Origin of the sequence: Methylobacterium sp. SyP6R (assembly GCF_019216885.1) — a bacterium.
GTDB lineage: Bacteria > Pseudomonadota > Alphaproteobacteria > Rhizobiales > Beijerinckiaceae > Methylobacterium.
This window is the reverse complement of record NZ_JAAQRC020000001.1, coordinates 2168556-2184222: the sequence shown is the minus strand read 5'-3', so window position 1 is coordinate 2184222 and position 15667 is coordinate 2168556. Positions and strand designations below refer to the sequence as shown.

13 protein-coding genes are annotated in these 15667 nt (G+C 69.2%); 3 read left to right on the top strand and 10 right to left on the bottom strand.

What is annotated here, in order from left to right; translation table 11 throughout:
• Positions 1-35: 35 nt before the first annotated feature.
• A complete protein-coding gene (uvrC, locus tag HBB12_RS10095; protein WP_236989224.1) occupies positions 36-2087 on the bottom strand; it encodes an excinuclease ABC subunit UvrC in 2052 nt (683 codons plus the stop codon).
• A gap of 119 nt (positions 2088-2206) precedes the next feature.
• On the opposite strand from uvrC, the gene HBB12_RS10090 reads away from it, so the two are divergent.
• The gene (locus tag HBB12_RS10090; protein ID WP_272913259.1) at positions 2207-3319 is read left to right on the top strand and encodes a glycosyltransferase family 61 protein; all 1113 of its coding nucleotides are present in this window, start codon (positions 2207-2209) and stop codon (positions 3317-3319) included.
• A gap of 204 nt (positions 3320-3523) precedes the next feature.
• Here HBB12_RS10090 and HBB12_RS10085 read toward each other — a convergent pair whose 3' ends face one another.
• Positions 3524-4243: a protein phosphatase CheZ gene (locus HBB12_RS10085; RefSeq protein ID WP_236989223.1), complete on the bottom strand. Its 720-nt coding sequence runs from the start codon at positions 4241-4243 to the stop codon at positions 3524-3526.
• 467 nt (positions 4244-4710) lie between these two features.
• On the opposite strand from HBB12_RS10085, the gene HBB12_RS10080 reads away from it, so the two are divergent.
• Positions 4711-5517: a L,D-transpeptidase gene (locus HBB12_RS10080; protein ID WP_465251170.1), complete on the top strand. Its 807-nt coding sequence runs from the start codon at positions 4711-4713 to the stop codon at positions 5515-5517.
• 78 nt (positions 5518-5595) lie between these two features.
• Here the strand turns inward: HBB12_RS10080 and HBB12_RS10075 are convergent, their stop codons facing one another.
• Positions 5596-6357, bottom strand: coding sequence for a DUF2076 domain-containing protein (locus HBB12_RS10075; RefSeq protein ID WP_236989221.1), 762 nt, complete (start codon positions 6355-6357; stop codon positions 5596-5598).
• Between the two features lie 300 nt (positions 6358-6657).
• On the opposite strand from HBB12_RS10075, the gene HBB12_RS10070 reads away from it, so the two are divergent.
• Positions 6658-8832 (top strand): malate synthase G, encoded by a 2175-nt coding sequence (locus HBB12_RS10070; RefSeq protein ID WP_236989220.1) that lies wholly within the window; start codon positions 6658-6660, stop codon positions 8830-8832.
• 62 nt (positions 8833-8894) lie between these two features.
• On the opposite strand, the gene HBB12_RS10065 is transcribed toward HBB12_RS10070, so the two are convergent.
• From HBB12_RS10065 to HBB12_RS10035, 7 genes are all read right to left on the bottom strand, one after another.
• Entirely contained in the window at positions 8895-9419 is a 525-nt protein-coding gene (locus HBB12_RS10065) for a TadE/TadG family type IV pilus assembly protein (RefSeq protein WP_236989219.1), read from the bottom strand.
• Positions 9420-9436: 17 nt separating this feature from the next.
• Positions 9437-9886 (bottom strand): TadE family protein, encoded by a 450-nt coding sequence (locus HBB12_RS10060; RefSeq protein WP_236989218.1) that lies wholly within the window; start codon positions 9884-9886, stop codon positions 9437-9439.
• Between the two features lie 29 nt (positions 9887-9915).
• On the bottom strand, positions 9916-11166 hold the full coding sequence (locus HBB12_RS10055) for a TadE/TadG family type IV pilus assembly protein (protein ID WP_236989217.1): 1251 nt from the start codon (positions 11164-11166) through the stop codon (positions 9916-9918).
• 521 nt (positions 11167-11687) lie between these two features.
• Positions 11688-12251: a single-stranded DNA-binding protein gene (locus HBB12_RS10050; RefSeq protein ID WP_236989216.1), complete on the bottom strand. Its 564-nt coding sequence runs from the start codon at positions 12249-12251 to the stop codon at positions 11688-11690.
• Between the two features lie 217 nt (positions 12252-12468).
• Positions 12469-13758 (bottom strand): O-acetylhomoserine aminocarboxypropyltransferase/cysteine synthase family protein, encoded by a 1290-nt coding sequence (locus tag HBB12_RS10045; protein WP_236989215.1) that lies wholly within the window; start codon positions 13756-13758, stop codon positions 12469-12471.
• Positions 13759-13780: 22 nt separating this feature from the next.
• Complete coding sequence (locus tag HBB12_RS10040) at positions 13781-14215, bottom strand: response regulator (RefSeq protein ID WP_272913258.1); 435 nt, start codon at positions 14213-14215, stop codon at positions 13781-13783.
• Between the two features lie 215 nt (positions 14216-14430).
• On the bottom strand, positions 14431-15660 hold the full coding sequence (locus tag HBB12_RS10035) for a sensor histidine kinase (RefSeq protein ID WP_236989214.1): 1230 nt from the start codon (positions 15658-15660) through the stop codon (positions 14431-14433).
• Positions 15661-15667: the final 7 nt, after the last annotated feature.

The window sequence follows — 15667 nt, the reverse complement described above, 5'->3', positions numbered from 1 at the left end:
GGACTCCGACTCAAGGCTCACGCATCGCCTCCAACTCACGCATCCGCATGAAAAAAGTCGTAGACGGCGCGGGCCGTCGCGGCGTTCACCCCCGGCGTCCTGGCGAGATCCTCGAGCGCGGCGCGCTGGATCGCCTTCACCGTCCCGAAATGGTGCAGGAGTGCGCGCTTGCGCGTCGGCCCGATGCCGGGAATCTCGTCGAGGGGGTTCTTCACCATCTCGCGCTTGCGCTTGGCCCGGTGCGCCCCGATGGCGAAGCGGTGGGCCTCGTCGCGCAGGCGCTGGACGAAGTAGAGCGTCGGGTCCCGCGGCGGCAGGCGGAACGGCGCTTGGCCGGGCACGAAGAAGGTCTCGCGCCCGGCATCGCGGTCGCGCCCCTTGGCGATGCCGACCAGCGGCACGTCGGTCACCCCGACCTCGTCGAGGGCCTTGCGCGCCGCCTCGAGCTGGCCGCGGCCGCCATCGACCAGCACGAGATCGGGCCAGGCCGGGAAGGCGTCCGAATCGGCCGGATCGGGCGCGGTTTCCGGCTCCGCGGCCCCGCCCGCGGCGGCGGCGCGATCGGCCTCGGCCGGGTTGCGCGGATGCTCCTTCACCAGCCGGCTGAAGCGCCGTTGCAGCACCTCGCGCATCATGCCGTAATCGTCGCCGGGCTTCACCTCCTCGGACTTGATGGTGAAGGTCCGGTAGTGCGTCTTCATGAAGCCGGTGGGACCGGCGACGATCATCGCCCCGACGGCGTTCGTCCCCATGATGTGCGAGTTGTCGTAGACCTCGATGCGCCGCGGCGCCGACGCGAGGTTGAACGACGTGCCTAAAGCCGCCAGCAGCTTGCCCTGCGAGGCGGTGTCGGCGAGGCGCCGGGCCAACGCCTCGCGGGCGTTGCGGGCGGCATACTCGACGAGGTTCTTGCGCTCGGCGCGCTTCGGGCAATGGATCTCGACCCGGTTCTCGCTCTTCGTCGACAGGGCGGCGGCCAGAAGCTCCGCATCCTCGATCTCGTGCGAGACCAGAACCAGCCGGGGCGCCGGCTTGTCGTCGTAGAACTGGGCCACGAACGAGGCCAGCACCTCGGCCGGGCTCATGCTGCGGTCGGCCTTCGGGAAGTAGGCCCGGTTGCCCCAGTTCTGCCAGTTGCGGAAGAAGAACACCTCGATGCAGAACTGGCCGGCCTGCTCGTCGAGGGCGAAGACGTCGGCCTCCTCGATGCCTTGCGTGTTCACGCCCTGCACGCCCTGGATGGCGGCGAGCGCGGCGATGCGGTCGCGGTAGCGCGCCGCCTTCTCGAACTCCCAGGCCTCGGACGCGGCCTGCATCTCGGCGGCCATCCGCTCCTTGATCGCGTTGGACTTGCCCGAAAGAAAGCCCCGCGCCTCCGCGGCGAGGCCGGCATAATCCTCGACCGAGATCTCCTTGGTGCAGGGGCCCGAGCAGCGCTTGATCTGGTAGAGCAGGCACGGCCGCGTGCGATTCTCGAAGTAGCTGTCCGAGCAGGAGCGCAAGAGAAAGGCGCGCTGAAGCGCGTTGACCGTACGGTTCACCGCCCAGACGCTGGCGAAGGGGCCGTAATAATGCCCGGCCCGGCGCCGGGCGCCGCGATGCTTGACGAGCTGGGGCGCGTCGGAATCGGCGGTCAGCAGGATGTAGGGCAGGGACTTGTCGTCCCGCATCAGCACGTTGAAGCGGGGCTTCAGCTGCTTGATGAGGTTGGCTTCCAGCAGCAGCGCCTCGGTCTCGGTCGCCGTGGTGACGAACTCCATCGAGGCCGTCTCGGCGATCATCCGGGCGATGCGGTTGGTATGCGCCTGGCCCCGCGCATAGGAGCCGACCCGGTTCTTCAGGTTCTTGGCCTTGCCGACGTAGAGCACGTCGCCCTTGGCGTCGAACATCCGGTAGACGCCCGGCGAGGTCGGGAGCGTGGTCCAGAACCGGCGGATCACCGCCGTGCCGGCCTGGATCGCGCCCGCGCCGGCATCGAGGTCGAAGTCGATCTCGGGCGAGGCGTCGAGGGCGTCCACTGCCTCGTCGTCGTCCTCGATCGTGTCGAGGGCGTCGGGCGGCACGTCGTTCCCAGGCTGTCGGCTCATGCTGGCGATGTAGGCGGCCTGACCCCCGCTGGAAAGACCGTGCCTGGGCGCTAAAAGGCCATCCTTGGAAGAAGTCCCTTGCCCGCGCCGAGGATCCGCCGCTTGACCCCGCTCGCCGCATGACGCTCCGCGCCTGCCGGACGCCCCGACCCCGCCCGCTCCGGCACGACCTGCCGGCCGTGCGGGTGATCGAGAACGTCCTCTACCTGCCGCACAGCGAGGCGCGGGGCCAGCCCTCGGCCTTGTTCGATGCCGCGCGCCGCTTCGTGCCCGAAAGCGTGGATCTCCGCGGCACCGGCACCACGCCGTCCTGGCAGCGCACCGACTGGCCGGAGGAATGGGCGGCCGGCCTGCCCGCGAGCGTGCCCGAGGCGCCGGAGGAGACCTACCTGTTCCTCGGCGGTGCCCATCTGCATTACGGGCATTTCCTGGTCACCACCCTGCCGCGGTTCTGGCCGCTCCTGCGGGCGCGGTCGCGAGCGCCGATCCTGTGCTACGCCCCGACGCAAGAAAGCCTCTGGCAGCCTTACCGCTTCGCCATCGACATCCTGATGCGGCTCGGTCTCACGGTGCGCGACATCCACGCCTTCGACGCGCCGATGCGGCTGCGCCGCGCCATCGTGCCGGCCCCTTCCTTCCAGGAAGAGGCCTTCGCCCACACGGTGTTTCGCGACCTGTGCCTGGCGATCGGGGCCGGCTGCTACGCCCCGGAGGAGGTCGATGCCGAGGACCGGCCGGCCTACCTCGCCAAGACGCGGCTCGCGGGCGGGGTGCGCCGGTTCACCAACGAGGCGGCGGTGACCGAGATCCTGGCGCGGGAGGGCGTCGAGATCCTGCACCCGGAGGCCATGAGCTTCTCGGATCAGGTCCGGCTGTTCGCGCGGCGGCGCGTGGTCGCCGGCTCCCTCGGCTCGGCCCTGCACACCGCGCTCTTCGCCCCGCCCGGCCGCCGGGTGGTGGCGCTGAGCCCCGGGCCGGCGATCAACCCGACCTTCCTGCTCGTCGACGCCCTGTGCGGCAATGCGGTGTCCTACCTCCACCAGCCGGGCACGGCGGAGACGGGGCCCGGCCACTCCTTCGGAAGCCAGCAGGCGCTGGCCGACCCGAGGACGGTCGCCGAGGGCCTGTTGCGGCGCATGGAGCGGAGGGCGGCCGCGCCGGCCTTGGGCCAGGGGGTATTGTCGGCGGCGTGGGGGCGGCTTGGGCGGATGGTCGGGCGTGGACCCGTCTAGATTCCACGCATCTTCCCGCCCATGACCTCAGAGTCCGTTTGATCTGGCCAACCGCATTGAAACCCTCAATGTCATCCCGGGTTCTCGTCTTCGACGAGCCCCGGGATGACGTCGAGAGATGTCGGACTGTGCGTCGGATCGATCGGCGCAATCTCTCAGGCAAACTTTCAAGATCAGGTCGTGGATCGGAGAAGATCTCGCCCGTCAGTCGAACAGCGCGTCGATGTCGGTCTGGTCGACGTGGCCCGGATCCTCGTCGAGCTTCGGTCCGTTGAGCAGGCTGCTCTCGTCGTCGATGCTGACGCCGCCGGCGCTCTCGCCCATCAGATCCTTGAACGCGTCGAGCCCGCCCCAGGCGTCGATCATCCGGTCGATGTGGTCCTCGACGAACTTCAGCACGCTGACGATCTTGCTGATGCGCTGGCCGGTCAGGTCCTGAAAGTTGCAGGCCTCGTAGAGCACCACGGTGCGGTCGAGGATCGCGTCGACGTCGGATTGGTCCTTCAGCCCGCCGGTCGAGCGCAGCACCGAGGCGTGGGTCTCGATGTCCTCGACGGCGGCCAGGATGGTGGTGGTCGCCCGCTCGGTGGCGTCGACCACGGCATCCAGCTCGCCGGCCGCCCGTCGCACGCCCTTGCCGTCGAAATCCTGCCGGTGCAGCACCGCGATCTCGTGCTTGGTCCGGCCGATCGCGGCCTTCATCACGTCGAGCTCGGTGCGCATGCCGTAGATTTCGGCCATCTCGCGCCGGCAGGCATCGATCACGTCGCCGGTGGTGCTCTGGGTCAGCCGCTTCAACTCGTTGACCGTCGCCAGGATCTCGGAGATCCGGTCGTCGTTGGCCGAGGCCGGCGGCGGGGCCGCCTCGGTGGAAGCATAGGAAACGCCGAGACTGTCCTCGATGCGGAAGCGCTTGTTCTTCATGGGTCCGAGAGAGCCTGCAACGAGAGCCTGCAACCGCGGCCGCGTCGCACGGCCCACACGGGCCAATCTCGCGAAGATTGATTGCGATTTGCTGAATGCCGCGCGAAGCGCGCGACCGCGGTGACGAAGGATTCACGATGCGGCCGAATTAATGATTCGCCGCAAGGATTTAGCGAAGCGCTCACCACGTTCGTTCACCGTCCGGTCTCTGGGCCCTGCTCTCCTCATGCCATCGCCGGCGGCTCGGCCGGGCTTCGAGGACGGGTACGATGGTGGTGCGCGGGATGGTGCTGGCCGGGGCGATCGCGGCCGCTCTCGGGACGATGCTCGGGGCCCGTCCGGCTCTGGCACAAAGCGCGCCCGGGGCCTATGGCGGCGGCTTCATCGAGTACCTGATGACGGGGCAGGACCCGGGCGCCGTCGCCCGCCCCTTACGTCCGATGCCGGTCGCCCCGGACGGCACGATCCTGACCGGCCGCGGCTACGCCGCCGACGTCTACGGGCAGCGGCCTGCCTATGCCCGCAGCGCCGGATATGCGGCCGCCGGGTATTCGGGCGCTCAGGTCGGCTATGCGCCGGCCGCGCCCGGACTCGCCCTGCATTCCGGCGACCCGGTGCCGTCGCAGGTCTATGGGTCCCAGGACCTCTACGGGTCTCAGGCCTATGCCCGGCCTCGGCCGCAGGCTTATCCTCAACAGCAAGCCTACGCTCAGCCTCAATCCTACGCCTCGCAGCCCGACCCGCTCGAGGCGCCGCGTGCCCGCCAGGCGGCGCTACCGATGCAGGACCCCGCCCAGGCGGCCCGGGAGGAGGGGATCGGCCGGGCGATGGATCCGCGCTTCCAGCGCCAGGAGGTCGCCTATGACGGCGGACAGCGGCCCGGCACCGTGGTGATCGATACGCCGTCGCGCTTCCTCTACCTGGTGCAGCCCGGGGGCCGGGCCCTGCGCTACGGCATCGGCGTCGGGCGGCCGGGCTTCACCTGGTCGGGAATGAAGACGGTCAGCGCCAAGCGCGAATGGCCGGACTGGACGCCCCCCGCCGAGATGCTGCGCCGCCGCCCCGACCTGCCCCGCCACATGGCCGGCGGCCCCGCCAACCCGCTCGGCGCCCGCGCGCTCTATCTCGGCTCGTCGCTCTACCGCATCCACGGCACCAACGAGCCGCACACGATCGGCCAGTCGGTCTCCTCGGGCTGCATCCGGATGATGAACGAGGACGTCATGGACCTCTACGAGCGCGTCCCGGTCGGCGCCCGCGTGCAGGTAATCTGACGAAACGACGACCCGACCAACGAAAAAGCCCCGCCGCGTCTCCGCGGCGGGGCCTTTCGGTCAGGACGACACGACCGATCAGACCCAGTCGTCGCTGCCGCTATCGCCCATGTCGCCGTCGTAGGAGGCGTCCTGGAAGCCGGCATCGTCGCCGCCGAGCGGTGCGCCGAAATCCTCGCTGCCGCCCTGGTTGCCGAAATAGTTGTTCTCGACCACGGTCTCGCCGCCGCCCATGCCGGCGCCGCCGAGGCCCGCCATGCTGCCGAGCGAGGAATGCCCGCCCGCGAAGGCGTTGCTCAGCGCGCTGCCGAGCAGCATGCCGCCCGCCGCGCCCGCCGCCATCGGCAGGGCGGTGGCGAGGAAGCCGCCGCCGGCACGCTGCGGCGCCTGCGGCTGGCCGCCCCAGGGGCCGCCCTGCTGCGGGGCGTAGCCGCCCTGCTGCGGCGGATAGCCCTGCGGGGGAGCGCCGTAGCCGGGCTGCTGGCCGTAGCCGCCGCCCTGGTTGCCCCAGGCGCCGCCGCCACGCTGCGGCGGCTGCTGCGGCTCGGGCCGCGAGCCGCCGCCGAAGATGCTGGAGAAGAAGCCGCCCCCGCCGGAGCCCTGGCCCGCCCCCTGGCCGCCGCGCTGGGCTTCCGCCCGGGCCTGCTCGAGCTGCTGGTTGAGGCTCTTGATCGCCTCCTCCTGCACGTAGACGAGCTGCGCCATGGCGTAGGGAGCGTAGGGCTGGGCGCGGATCTTGTCGGCGATGAAGCGCTCCGCGTCGGCATCGCGGGGCTGCTGCGCGGCCTGCTCCAGTCGCTGGAATATGCCGTTGATGACGTCGCGTTCTTCGCTGTTCATGGAGCCGTACTCCTTCGGTTGCCGGCGGGCGGGCCCGGCCCGGCGCCCACGAGATGGGAGGGGGGCCGGCATTTGTCACGGGGAGGGAACGCTCGAGCGGAGCATTTTCGCCCATACACTGCATTACGTTTTCGACAGGTCGTCTCATCCCGGACTACGCGCCGGGGCGCTCGCCGGGAGAGCCCGCCCGCGAGGCCTGCGCTTCCGGCCTGCGCCGGAGCGCCGGCTTTCTGGCGCCCGCATCCCCTGTTAAGGGGAGCGCCGACGCGGCCCGTGCGGGGGCCTGCGGGAGGAAAGAACATGGATCGCAAGACGGTCGGTGGCGTGTCGGTGGCCCGTGTGCTGCACGATTTCGTGGTCGAGGAAGCCCTGCCGGGGACCGGGATCGCCCCGGAGGCGTTCTGGAACGGCCTCTCGGCCCTCGTGCGCGACTTGGGGCCCCGCAACCGCGCCCTGCTCGAGACCCGCGACGCGATCCAGGCCCGTATCGATGCCTATCACCGCGAGCGGGTCGGCAAGCCGGTGGACGAGGCGGCCTACAAGGCCTTCCTCACCGAGATCGGCTATCTCCTGCCCGATCCCGGCCCGGTCCAGGTGCGCACCGACAACGTCGACGACGAGATCGCCACCATCGCCGGCCCGCAGCTCGTGGTACCGACCTCGAATGCCCGCTACGCGCTCAACGCCGCCAATGCCCGCTGGGGCTCGCTCTACGACGCGCTCTACGGCACCGACGCGGTGTCAGAGGAGGGCGGCGCGGTGCGCGGCGGCGGCTACAACCGCACCCGCGGCGCCCGGGTGGTGGCGCGCGCCCGCGCCTTCCTCGACCGGACCGTGCCGCTCGCCGGCGGCCGCCACGCCGACGTGGTGACCTACGCGGTCGAGGGCGGCCAGCTCGTCGGCAACATGAATACCGGCGACACCATCCCGCTCGCCCGGCCGGAGGCCTTCGCCGGCTATCGCGGCAAGGCGACGTCGCCGACCGCTTTGCTGCTGCGCCATCACGGCCTGCACGTCGAGATCGCCCTCGACCGCACCCACCGGATCGGCCGTTTCGACGCCTCGGGCGTCGCCGACGTGCTGGTCGAATCGGCGGTCTCGACCATCATGGACCTCGAGGATTCGGTCGCGGCGGTCGATGCCGACGACAAGGTCGTGGTCTACCGCAACTGGCTCGGCCTGATGAACGGCACCCTCTCGGCGGCGGTCGAGAAGGACGGTAAGCGCTTCGAGCGCAAGCTCAACCCCGACCGGGTCTACACCGCGCCAGACGGCGCGGGCGAGGTCAGCGTGCCCGGCCGCTCGCTGATGCTGGTGCGCAATGTCGGCCACCACATGTTCACCGACGCGGTGCTCGACGAGTCGGGCGCCGAGGTGCCGGAGGGCATCCTCGACGCCGCCGTGACCGCGCTAATCGCGATCCACGACCTCAAGAGCGACTCGGGCATCCGCAACAGCCGCCGCGGCTCGGTCTACATCGTCAAGCCGAAGATGCACGGGCCGGACGAGGTCGCCTTCGCGGTCGAGCTGTTCAGCCGCGTCGAGGCGATGCTGGGGCTGACGCCCAACACCCTCAAGATGGGCATCATGGACGAGGAGCGCCGCACCACGGTGAACCTCGCCGCCTGCATCAAGGCGGCGGCGGAGCGGGTGGTGTTCATCAATACCGGCTTCCTCGACCGCACCGGCGACGAGATCCACACCTCGATGGAGGCCGGGCCGGTCATCCGCAAGAACGACATGAAAGGCACGCCCTGGATCAAGGGCTACGAGGAGAACAACGTCGATGTCGGGCTGGCCTGCGGGCTGCTCGGCCGGGCGCAGATCGGCAAGGGCATGTGGGCGGCGCCCGACGCGATGGCCGACATGCTGATGCAGAAGGGGGCCCACCCCAAGGCCGGCGCCTCGACCGCCTGGGTGCCCTCGCCGACCGCCGCGACGCTCCACGCGCTGCACTACCACGAGACCGACGTGAAGGCCCGCCAGCAGGAACTGGCGCGCCGGCCGCGCTCGGCGCTGGACGAGATCCTGCAGATCCCGCTCGCCCGCTCGAACTTCGCCCCCGACGACGTGCAGCAGGAGATCGACAACAACGTCCAGAGCATTCTGGGCTACGTCGTGCGCTGGATCGACCAGGGCGTCGGCTGCTCCAAGGTGCCGGACATCCACGACGTGGCCCTCATGGAGGATCGCGCGACCTTGCGGATCTCGTCCCAGCACATCGCCAACTGGCTGCATCACGGCGTGGTGTCGGAGGCCGAGGTGATGGAGACGATGAAGCGCATGGCGAAGGTGGTCGACCGCCAGAATGCCGGCGACCCGCTCTACCGCCCGATGGCGCCCGGCTTCGACGGCCCGGCCTTCCAGGCCGCCTGCGATCTGGTGTTCAAGGGCCGCGTCCAGCCCAACGGCTACACCGAGTACGTGCTGCACGCCCGGCGCCGCGAGGCCAAGGCCGCGGGCGCGCCGGCCTGAGAGAGGGGAGGGCGCCTGCCGCGGAACGCGGCGGCGCCCTGCCTCCGCTGCCGGACCAGGGGTCAGCAGATCGCGCTGGCATTCGACATGACGTCGATCGCGTGTCCGCGATAGGACACGCCCGAGGGGCTGATATAGCTCTTGACGAAGGCCGGCAGCACGGACGTGTAGCTGCTGGTGACGACCACGGCGGCTCCGATGTCGCCGTCCCGCATGATGTTGCCGGCCGAGGCGAGCAGGTCGGCATCCGTCATGGTCGTCCGTGTGCCCGAGCAGACTTTGATCGATCCGTTGTTTTTCTGGATCATGTACATGTCGATCGCCGCATTGGGGTAACGGACGAGCGTATTGGCCCGACGCGTGATGTAGGCGTCGATCAGGTTCGACATGCAGCTCGAGCTCTGGCAGGTCGACATCGCCCGCGCGATGACGACGGAAGCCCGGTCGACGTCCCGCTTCGTGCTGACCATGAAGACGATGTCGTGCGTTCCCGCCATCATCAGCAGGGCGAGGCTGCCGATGATGGCGAACTCCACCGAAGCCGTGCCTCGGCGGGAGCGCAGGAACGTGTCGAGGCGGGCCGGCATCGGGCTCACTCACAGCTCTATCGGCGGAAGATGACCGAGTCCTTCGCGACCAGTTCCGGGATCAGCGGGATGATCCTCGGGGCCGCCATCGTCGCACGCAGCAGGATGACGTCCTGGCTCGCCCCCGTGTCGAAGGTGCTTCCGGTGATCGCGGTCGCCGCCGTCGGCACGTTCGGGAGCTTCATCGCCTCGATCTTGATTCCGGTGGTCTGGCTCAGGCAGTTTTCGCTGAATGCGATCCTGGCACAGAACTTGGCAGTATATCCCGACTTGTCCTGCGTCAGAAGCTCCGGCTCCGGGTCCGACGCCGTCTGATAGAGCGCGTCGCTGACGGTTTGCTGCAGGTAGCAATAGATCACGAATTGCAGCAACCCGAGCACGAGCATCACCAACGGAAAGGCGATCAGGGCGAACTCGACCGCCGTCGCTCCGGATCTGCATTTCAGCATCCTGGCTGCGGGCGTCATCGCCTGTACTCGGCACGATGGAGGCGGCATCACGGGCATGAATTCTGGCAGAAGCGCAGGTAATCGATCAGCCCGCCGAAACTGTCGTCGAGCCCGGCCGCCCGCCAGGATATTCGGTATTCCTGCTTCTTGGTCACGCTGAATTTATAGCTTCTCTCGATCCAGGTTTTCGACCAGATGCAGACATCGGCCATATATTGCTTTACGTAATCGGGATTCGACGCGGCGGTCAATGATTGATCGTCCGATTTATATTGGCTCGTCTTGGGTTCCACCCAGAGTTCGATACGTCTCGTCTGGCCATCGAGCGAGACGGTGCTCACGCCCGCCGCATTCTTTGCGACATCGCCGTCGCGCGTCAGGCCGTCGGTGTCCTGCGGGTTCGAGCAGATGACGGTGTCGTTCGGGTACTGATACGCGCCGACGTTCTTTCGGGCCGTATAGACGTAGCGGACCTCGTAGGACCCGACCGGTAGATCGAACGTCATGTTGATCGACGAGTTCGTCGTCTGGTTCTTCTGAGCGCAAGCGGTTTTCTGCGCCGCCGTCTGGGTGCCGACCCTGTTGCTGCAATCGCTGTCCAGTTCGGCGAAGGATTGGCCGTACTGGACGCCGTCGCCCGTCGCGATGGCCGAGAGCTGATCCACCTCGACGCCGGCATTCGTCGTTCCCCAGGACTGTCCCTGGCAGAGCGAACTGGGGCAGTTCGCCTTCGACATCGTGCCGAACACGCCCCAGCCCCCGACCAGTTGCCCGGCATAGCCCTCGAAGGATTCCGACATCAGAACCGTCGGGGGACCGGACGAGGACGTGGCCTGGACCGCGCAGTCGCGCATGACGGTGAAATCGAAGCTGTCCTTGTTGAGGAATGCCTTGAAGAACAGCCCGACCGAGCCGTTCGCCACGACGTGGATGTTGCCCGGGCGGACCGTCAGCGGCGGGACGGTGAGGATTGCGGAGGAGACGGTGGGCGTCGCGGTGATCTGCGCCGTCGCCGACAAGTTTCGTTCCGAACCGTTCCTGTCGGCGTAGGACTGGACCGTCGCGACGTAGCCGTTCGGCATGCTGAGGCCGTTCAGGCTCTCGACATAGACCTCGGCCTGTCGGCAGCTCAGATCGGCGGCCGAGATCAGCCGCTGCTTGTACTCGACGGCCCTGGCGAGCTCGATGCTGCCGCCGATGCCCACCATGAGGATTGGCAGCAGGATGCCGAACAGGACCGTCGTGATCCCCGTCCGGTCGTCGAGGAATCGCGAGCGGCTCCCGGGATCGAAACGCATCCTTGTCTCCGCGAGCCGCCCTGTCCGGGTGCGCTGAATTTATTCACACAATGTGTTTATAATTTCTAATCAAACATTAAAGCCTGTGCGCGTATTTCGATGATCTGCGTACAAATTGCGTCAGTCCGTATCAGCCGCCCCGCGAGGCCAGCCGGCCCAACCGCGGATTCCGGTCAGGTTCGGCCGGATATGCTTTCCAGCAGATTACTTTCGGACACCATATCACCAGGCCGCGTCGGCGGAGCTTTGCTCCGCACACGCGAGCGGAACCGCTTTTTTGCGTGAAGAAGCGATCAAATCGAAAGCGTATGACGCAAAACAGCGCCCGGCCACATCGTGGCCGGGCGCTGCGCGTCGTTGTCGCTCGCTCGAGCGGCCGGCGGCGAACCGGAACCCGGCCCGCCGCGCAGGATACGATGACCTAGAGCATTCCCCGATCGCATCGCAATCGCGAAGCTCTCTAGGTTATTGATTTTGCCGCATTTTCCGACGAACTGGTATCCACTTCGTCGAAAAACGCTCTAGAACGGGATGTCGTCGTCGAGGTCGTCGTAGCGCTTCTGGTTGCCGCCGCTCGAGGACGGGGCCGGGCGCCGCTCGCCGCCGCCGGAGGACGAGCGTCCACCGCTGCTGCGTCCGCCACCGCCGCCGCCGTAATCGCCGCCGCGGCTGATCTGGCCGCCGCCCATGTCGTCGCCGCCCATCTCGGACATGCCGCCCTCGGCCCCGCCGCCGCGGCCGTCGAGGATGGTCAGCTCGCCGCGGAAGCGCTGCAGCACGATCTCGGTCGTGTACTTCTCGACGCCGGACTGGTCCTGCCACTTGCGGGTCTGGAGCTGGCCCTCGACATAGACCTTCGAGCCCTTGCGCAGGTATTGCTCGGCGACGCGGGCCAGGTTCTCGTTGTAGATCACGACCGAGTGCCACTCGGTCTTCTCCTTGCGCTCGCCGCTCGCCTTGTCCTTCCAGGACTCGGACGTGGCCAGGCGCAGGTTCACCACCGGATCGCCGGAGGCCAGCCGGCGGGTCTCGGGGTCGCGCCCGAGATTGCCCACCAGGATCACCTTGTTCACGCTGCCCGCCATCGCGCTCTCCTCTCGTTCCATCTCACTCGGGCGCAAGCCCGGCCGACGCCGCGGACCACCGCTTCGGTTCCGCGAGTTGGGCCGAACAGGCCGGGACCGGCAAGGGCAGGGGCGCCGTTTTGCCCACTACACACATGCCGACGGCCGGAGTGTGTTCTACATTTGTTCGGAGGATGAGGCAAGCGCCGTCCGGGGCTGATCCGGACGGCGCGGACGTTCAGTCGAGCGCGTCGAGCGACTGGGCCACGTCGGCGATCAGGTCCTCGATCGCTTCGAGGCCGATCGACAGCCGTACCGTGTCCGGGCCGACCCGGGCGGCCTCCTTGTCGGCGGCGGGGAGCTGGCGGTGGGTCGTGGTCGCCGGATGGATCGCCAGGGACTTGATCTCGCCGATATTGACGAGGTGCGAGATCAGGTTGAGCCCGGTGATGAATGTCTTTGCCGCCGTCTCGCCACCCTTGAAGCCGACGGTGAAGATCGAGCCGGCGCCCATCGGGGAATACCGGTTCGCCATTTCTTCCCCGGGCTGGCCCGGCAGGGACGGGTAGCTGACCCAGGCGACCTTCGGATGGTCCTTCAGGAAGGCCGCCACCGCGCGCGCGTTGGAACAGTGGCGCTCCATGCGCAGGGGCAGGGTCTCGGTGCCGGTGAGCGTCAGGAAGGCGTTCATCGGCGACAGGCCGGGACCGAGGTCGCGCAGGCCGAACAGCCGGCAGGCGACCGCGAAGGCGGTCTCGGGGAAGCGCTCGGAGACGACGAGGCCGTCGTAATCCGGCCAGGGTTCGTTGATCAGGTTGTAGCGGCCGGTGCCCTTCCAGTCGAAGCGGCCGCCGTCGCAGACGAGGCCGCCGATCACCGTACCGGAGCCCGACAGGAACTTCGAGGTCGAGTGGACCACGATGTCGGCACCGTGCTCGATCGGCCGGATCAGGGCCGGGGAGGCCAGCGTGTTGTCGACGACGAGCGGCAGGCCGTGCCTGTGCGCCACCGCGGCGACCCCTTCGAGGTCGATCACCGTGCCGCAGGGATTGACGATCGATTCGCAGACGATCGCCCGGGTCCTGTCCGTGATCGCCGCCTCGAAATCCTCCGGCGTCAGGCCGCGGGTGAATTGCGGTACCAGCTCGTAGCGGCCCTCCAGCCGGCGCATCAGCCCGAGCGAGCCGCCGAACAGCCGCGAGGAGGCCACGTAGGCGTCGCCCGACTGCATCAGGGTCATCAACACGAGCAGCATCGCCGACTGGCCGGAGGCCACCGCCACCGCCGCCTTGGCGCCCTCCAGAGCCGCGACCCGGCGCTCCAGGGCCGCGACGGTCGGGTTCGAGCCGCGGGAATAGGAAAAGCCGGTCGCCCGCATGGCGAAGATGTCGGCGGCCTGCTCGTTCGATTCGAACACGAAGCCGTTGGTGAAGTAGATCGGCTGCGCCCGGGCGCCGGTGGCCGGGTCCGGGGCGGTGCCGGCATGGACCGCCCGGGTGGCGAAGTGCAGCTTGGTCGGATCGGTCATTGGGGTCGTCCGTACAAATAGCTCAGGCGGCGCGGCGCACGGTGTCGTGGAGCGTCCGCACCAGGGCCGAGGGCGCGTAAGGCTTGGGGATGAAGCGCGCGCCCGGCGGCATGTCGTGCGGGCCGGGGCTGCCCATGCCGGAGACCACCAGCACGGGGATGCGCGGCCAGCGCCGCGACACCAGGCGGGCGAGGGCGAAGCCGTTCATCGAGCCGAGCGGCATGTCGACGTCCGTCATCAGCAGCTCGACGTCGGGGCGGCTCTCCAGCACCTTGAGCGCGTGGTCGGCGTGGGGGGCCTCCAGCACGGTGAAGCCGGCCTCCGCCAGGGTGTCGGCGGCCTCCATCAGCAGTAATCCGTCATCTTCGACGAGGAGCACCACGGGCGCCGCGTCGCAAGGAGAGGCAGGCCCCTCCGGCGGCAGGTCGTGGGGCGTTCGGTCCGGATCAGATGTCATCGCGGCCAATGCGGGCGGGGGGCGAAAGGTTGCTGCCTATGGGGCCGCATGCCGGGGGTCAAGCGTGGCCGGACGCGTCGCCGGACCGTGCGTCAGGGTGCCCCGCTGCCGGAACCATTCTCGAACTTCCTCATAGAAGACCACTCTGCCCCGTTCCGGCGACTGCCAGGCAGGCCCGTTCAGGCGACCTTTACACGGTCCCGTCCTGGTGACGGCTACGCAGTCCCATCCTGCATCGCCGCGAGCGGCGCTTCGAGGTCCATCACGACGCCCTCGGGCGGGAAGCGCAGGCTGACCCGGCCGCCGAAGCTGTGCACCAGGCTGCGCTGGATCAGCCGCGAGCCGAAGCCCCCGCGGGTCGGCGGCGCGACGGGCGGGCCGCCGCTCTCCTGCCAGCGCAGACGCAGGACGGTCCCGGCCTCCTCCGCGAGGTTCCAGGTGACGGCGACGCGGCCCGCCGGGCTCGACAGGGCGCCGTATTTCGCCGCGTTGGTGGCGAGTTCGTGCAGCATCAGGGACAGGGTCAGGACCGAGCGCGGCCCGAGGCTGACGCCGGGCCCGGCGGCGGCGAAGCGGCCGGCCACCGCATCGATATGCGGTGCCATCACCCCCGCGACGACCGCCGCGAGGTCGGCTTCCGCCCAGGCGCCGCGGATCAGCACGTCGTGGGCGTCGGAGAGCGCCATCAGCCGGCCGTTGAACGCCTCCATCGCCACGTCGAGGGTGGGGGCGCTGCGCAGGGTCTGGGCGGCGACCGCCTGGACCAGCGCCAGGGTGTTCTTCACCCGGTGCGCCATCTCCTGCATCAGCAGGGCCTGCTGCTCCTCGGCTCGTTGCGCCTCGGTCACGTCGCGGGCGACCGCCAGCAGGCGCTCCGGGGCGCCGTCGGGCCCGTGGATGGCCGAGACCACCACGTCCCACCAGCGCAGATCGCCGCTATGGCCGGACGGGGCGCGGAAGCGGCCGGTGCGCCCGGCCCGCGCGGCGGCGAGCGCCACCTCGGCGGTCGTGCGGTCCTCGGGGTTCGGCCACGAGGCGGCCCAGGGCGTGCCGATGACCGGCGCATCGGCCTTGTCCACGGCGATGCGGCCGCCCTCGCTCAGCCACTGCACGGTCCCGTCGAGGGCGAGCACCTGGATGCCGTCGCGGCTCGCCGCCAGGAGCCGGGCGGTGAAGGCCTCGCTCGCGCGCAGCCGCGCGTTCAGCTCCTCGGCGGTGGCGAGGCGCGCCTCCCACTCGGCCGGCGAGCCGGGAAAGCCGGGCTGTCCCCATGCCTTCCGGGCCGGCCGGACATCTGGGACCTGTCGCGGCTCGAAGTCCCGGGACTCGATATCCCGGGATTCCCGGAGCAGGGCGCGCAGGCGGGCCGTCTCCTCGCGGATCGCGCGCCGACGCGCGGCCTCGTCGCGGGAGGCGCGTTCGGCGTCGGCGTCGTGGGCGACCATCGCACCA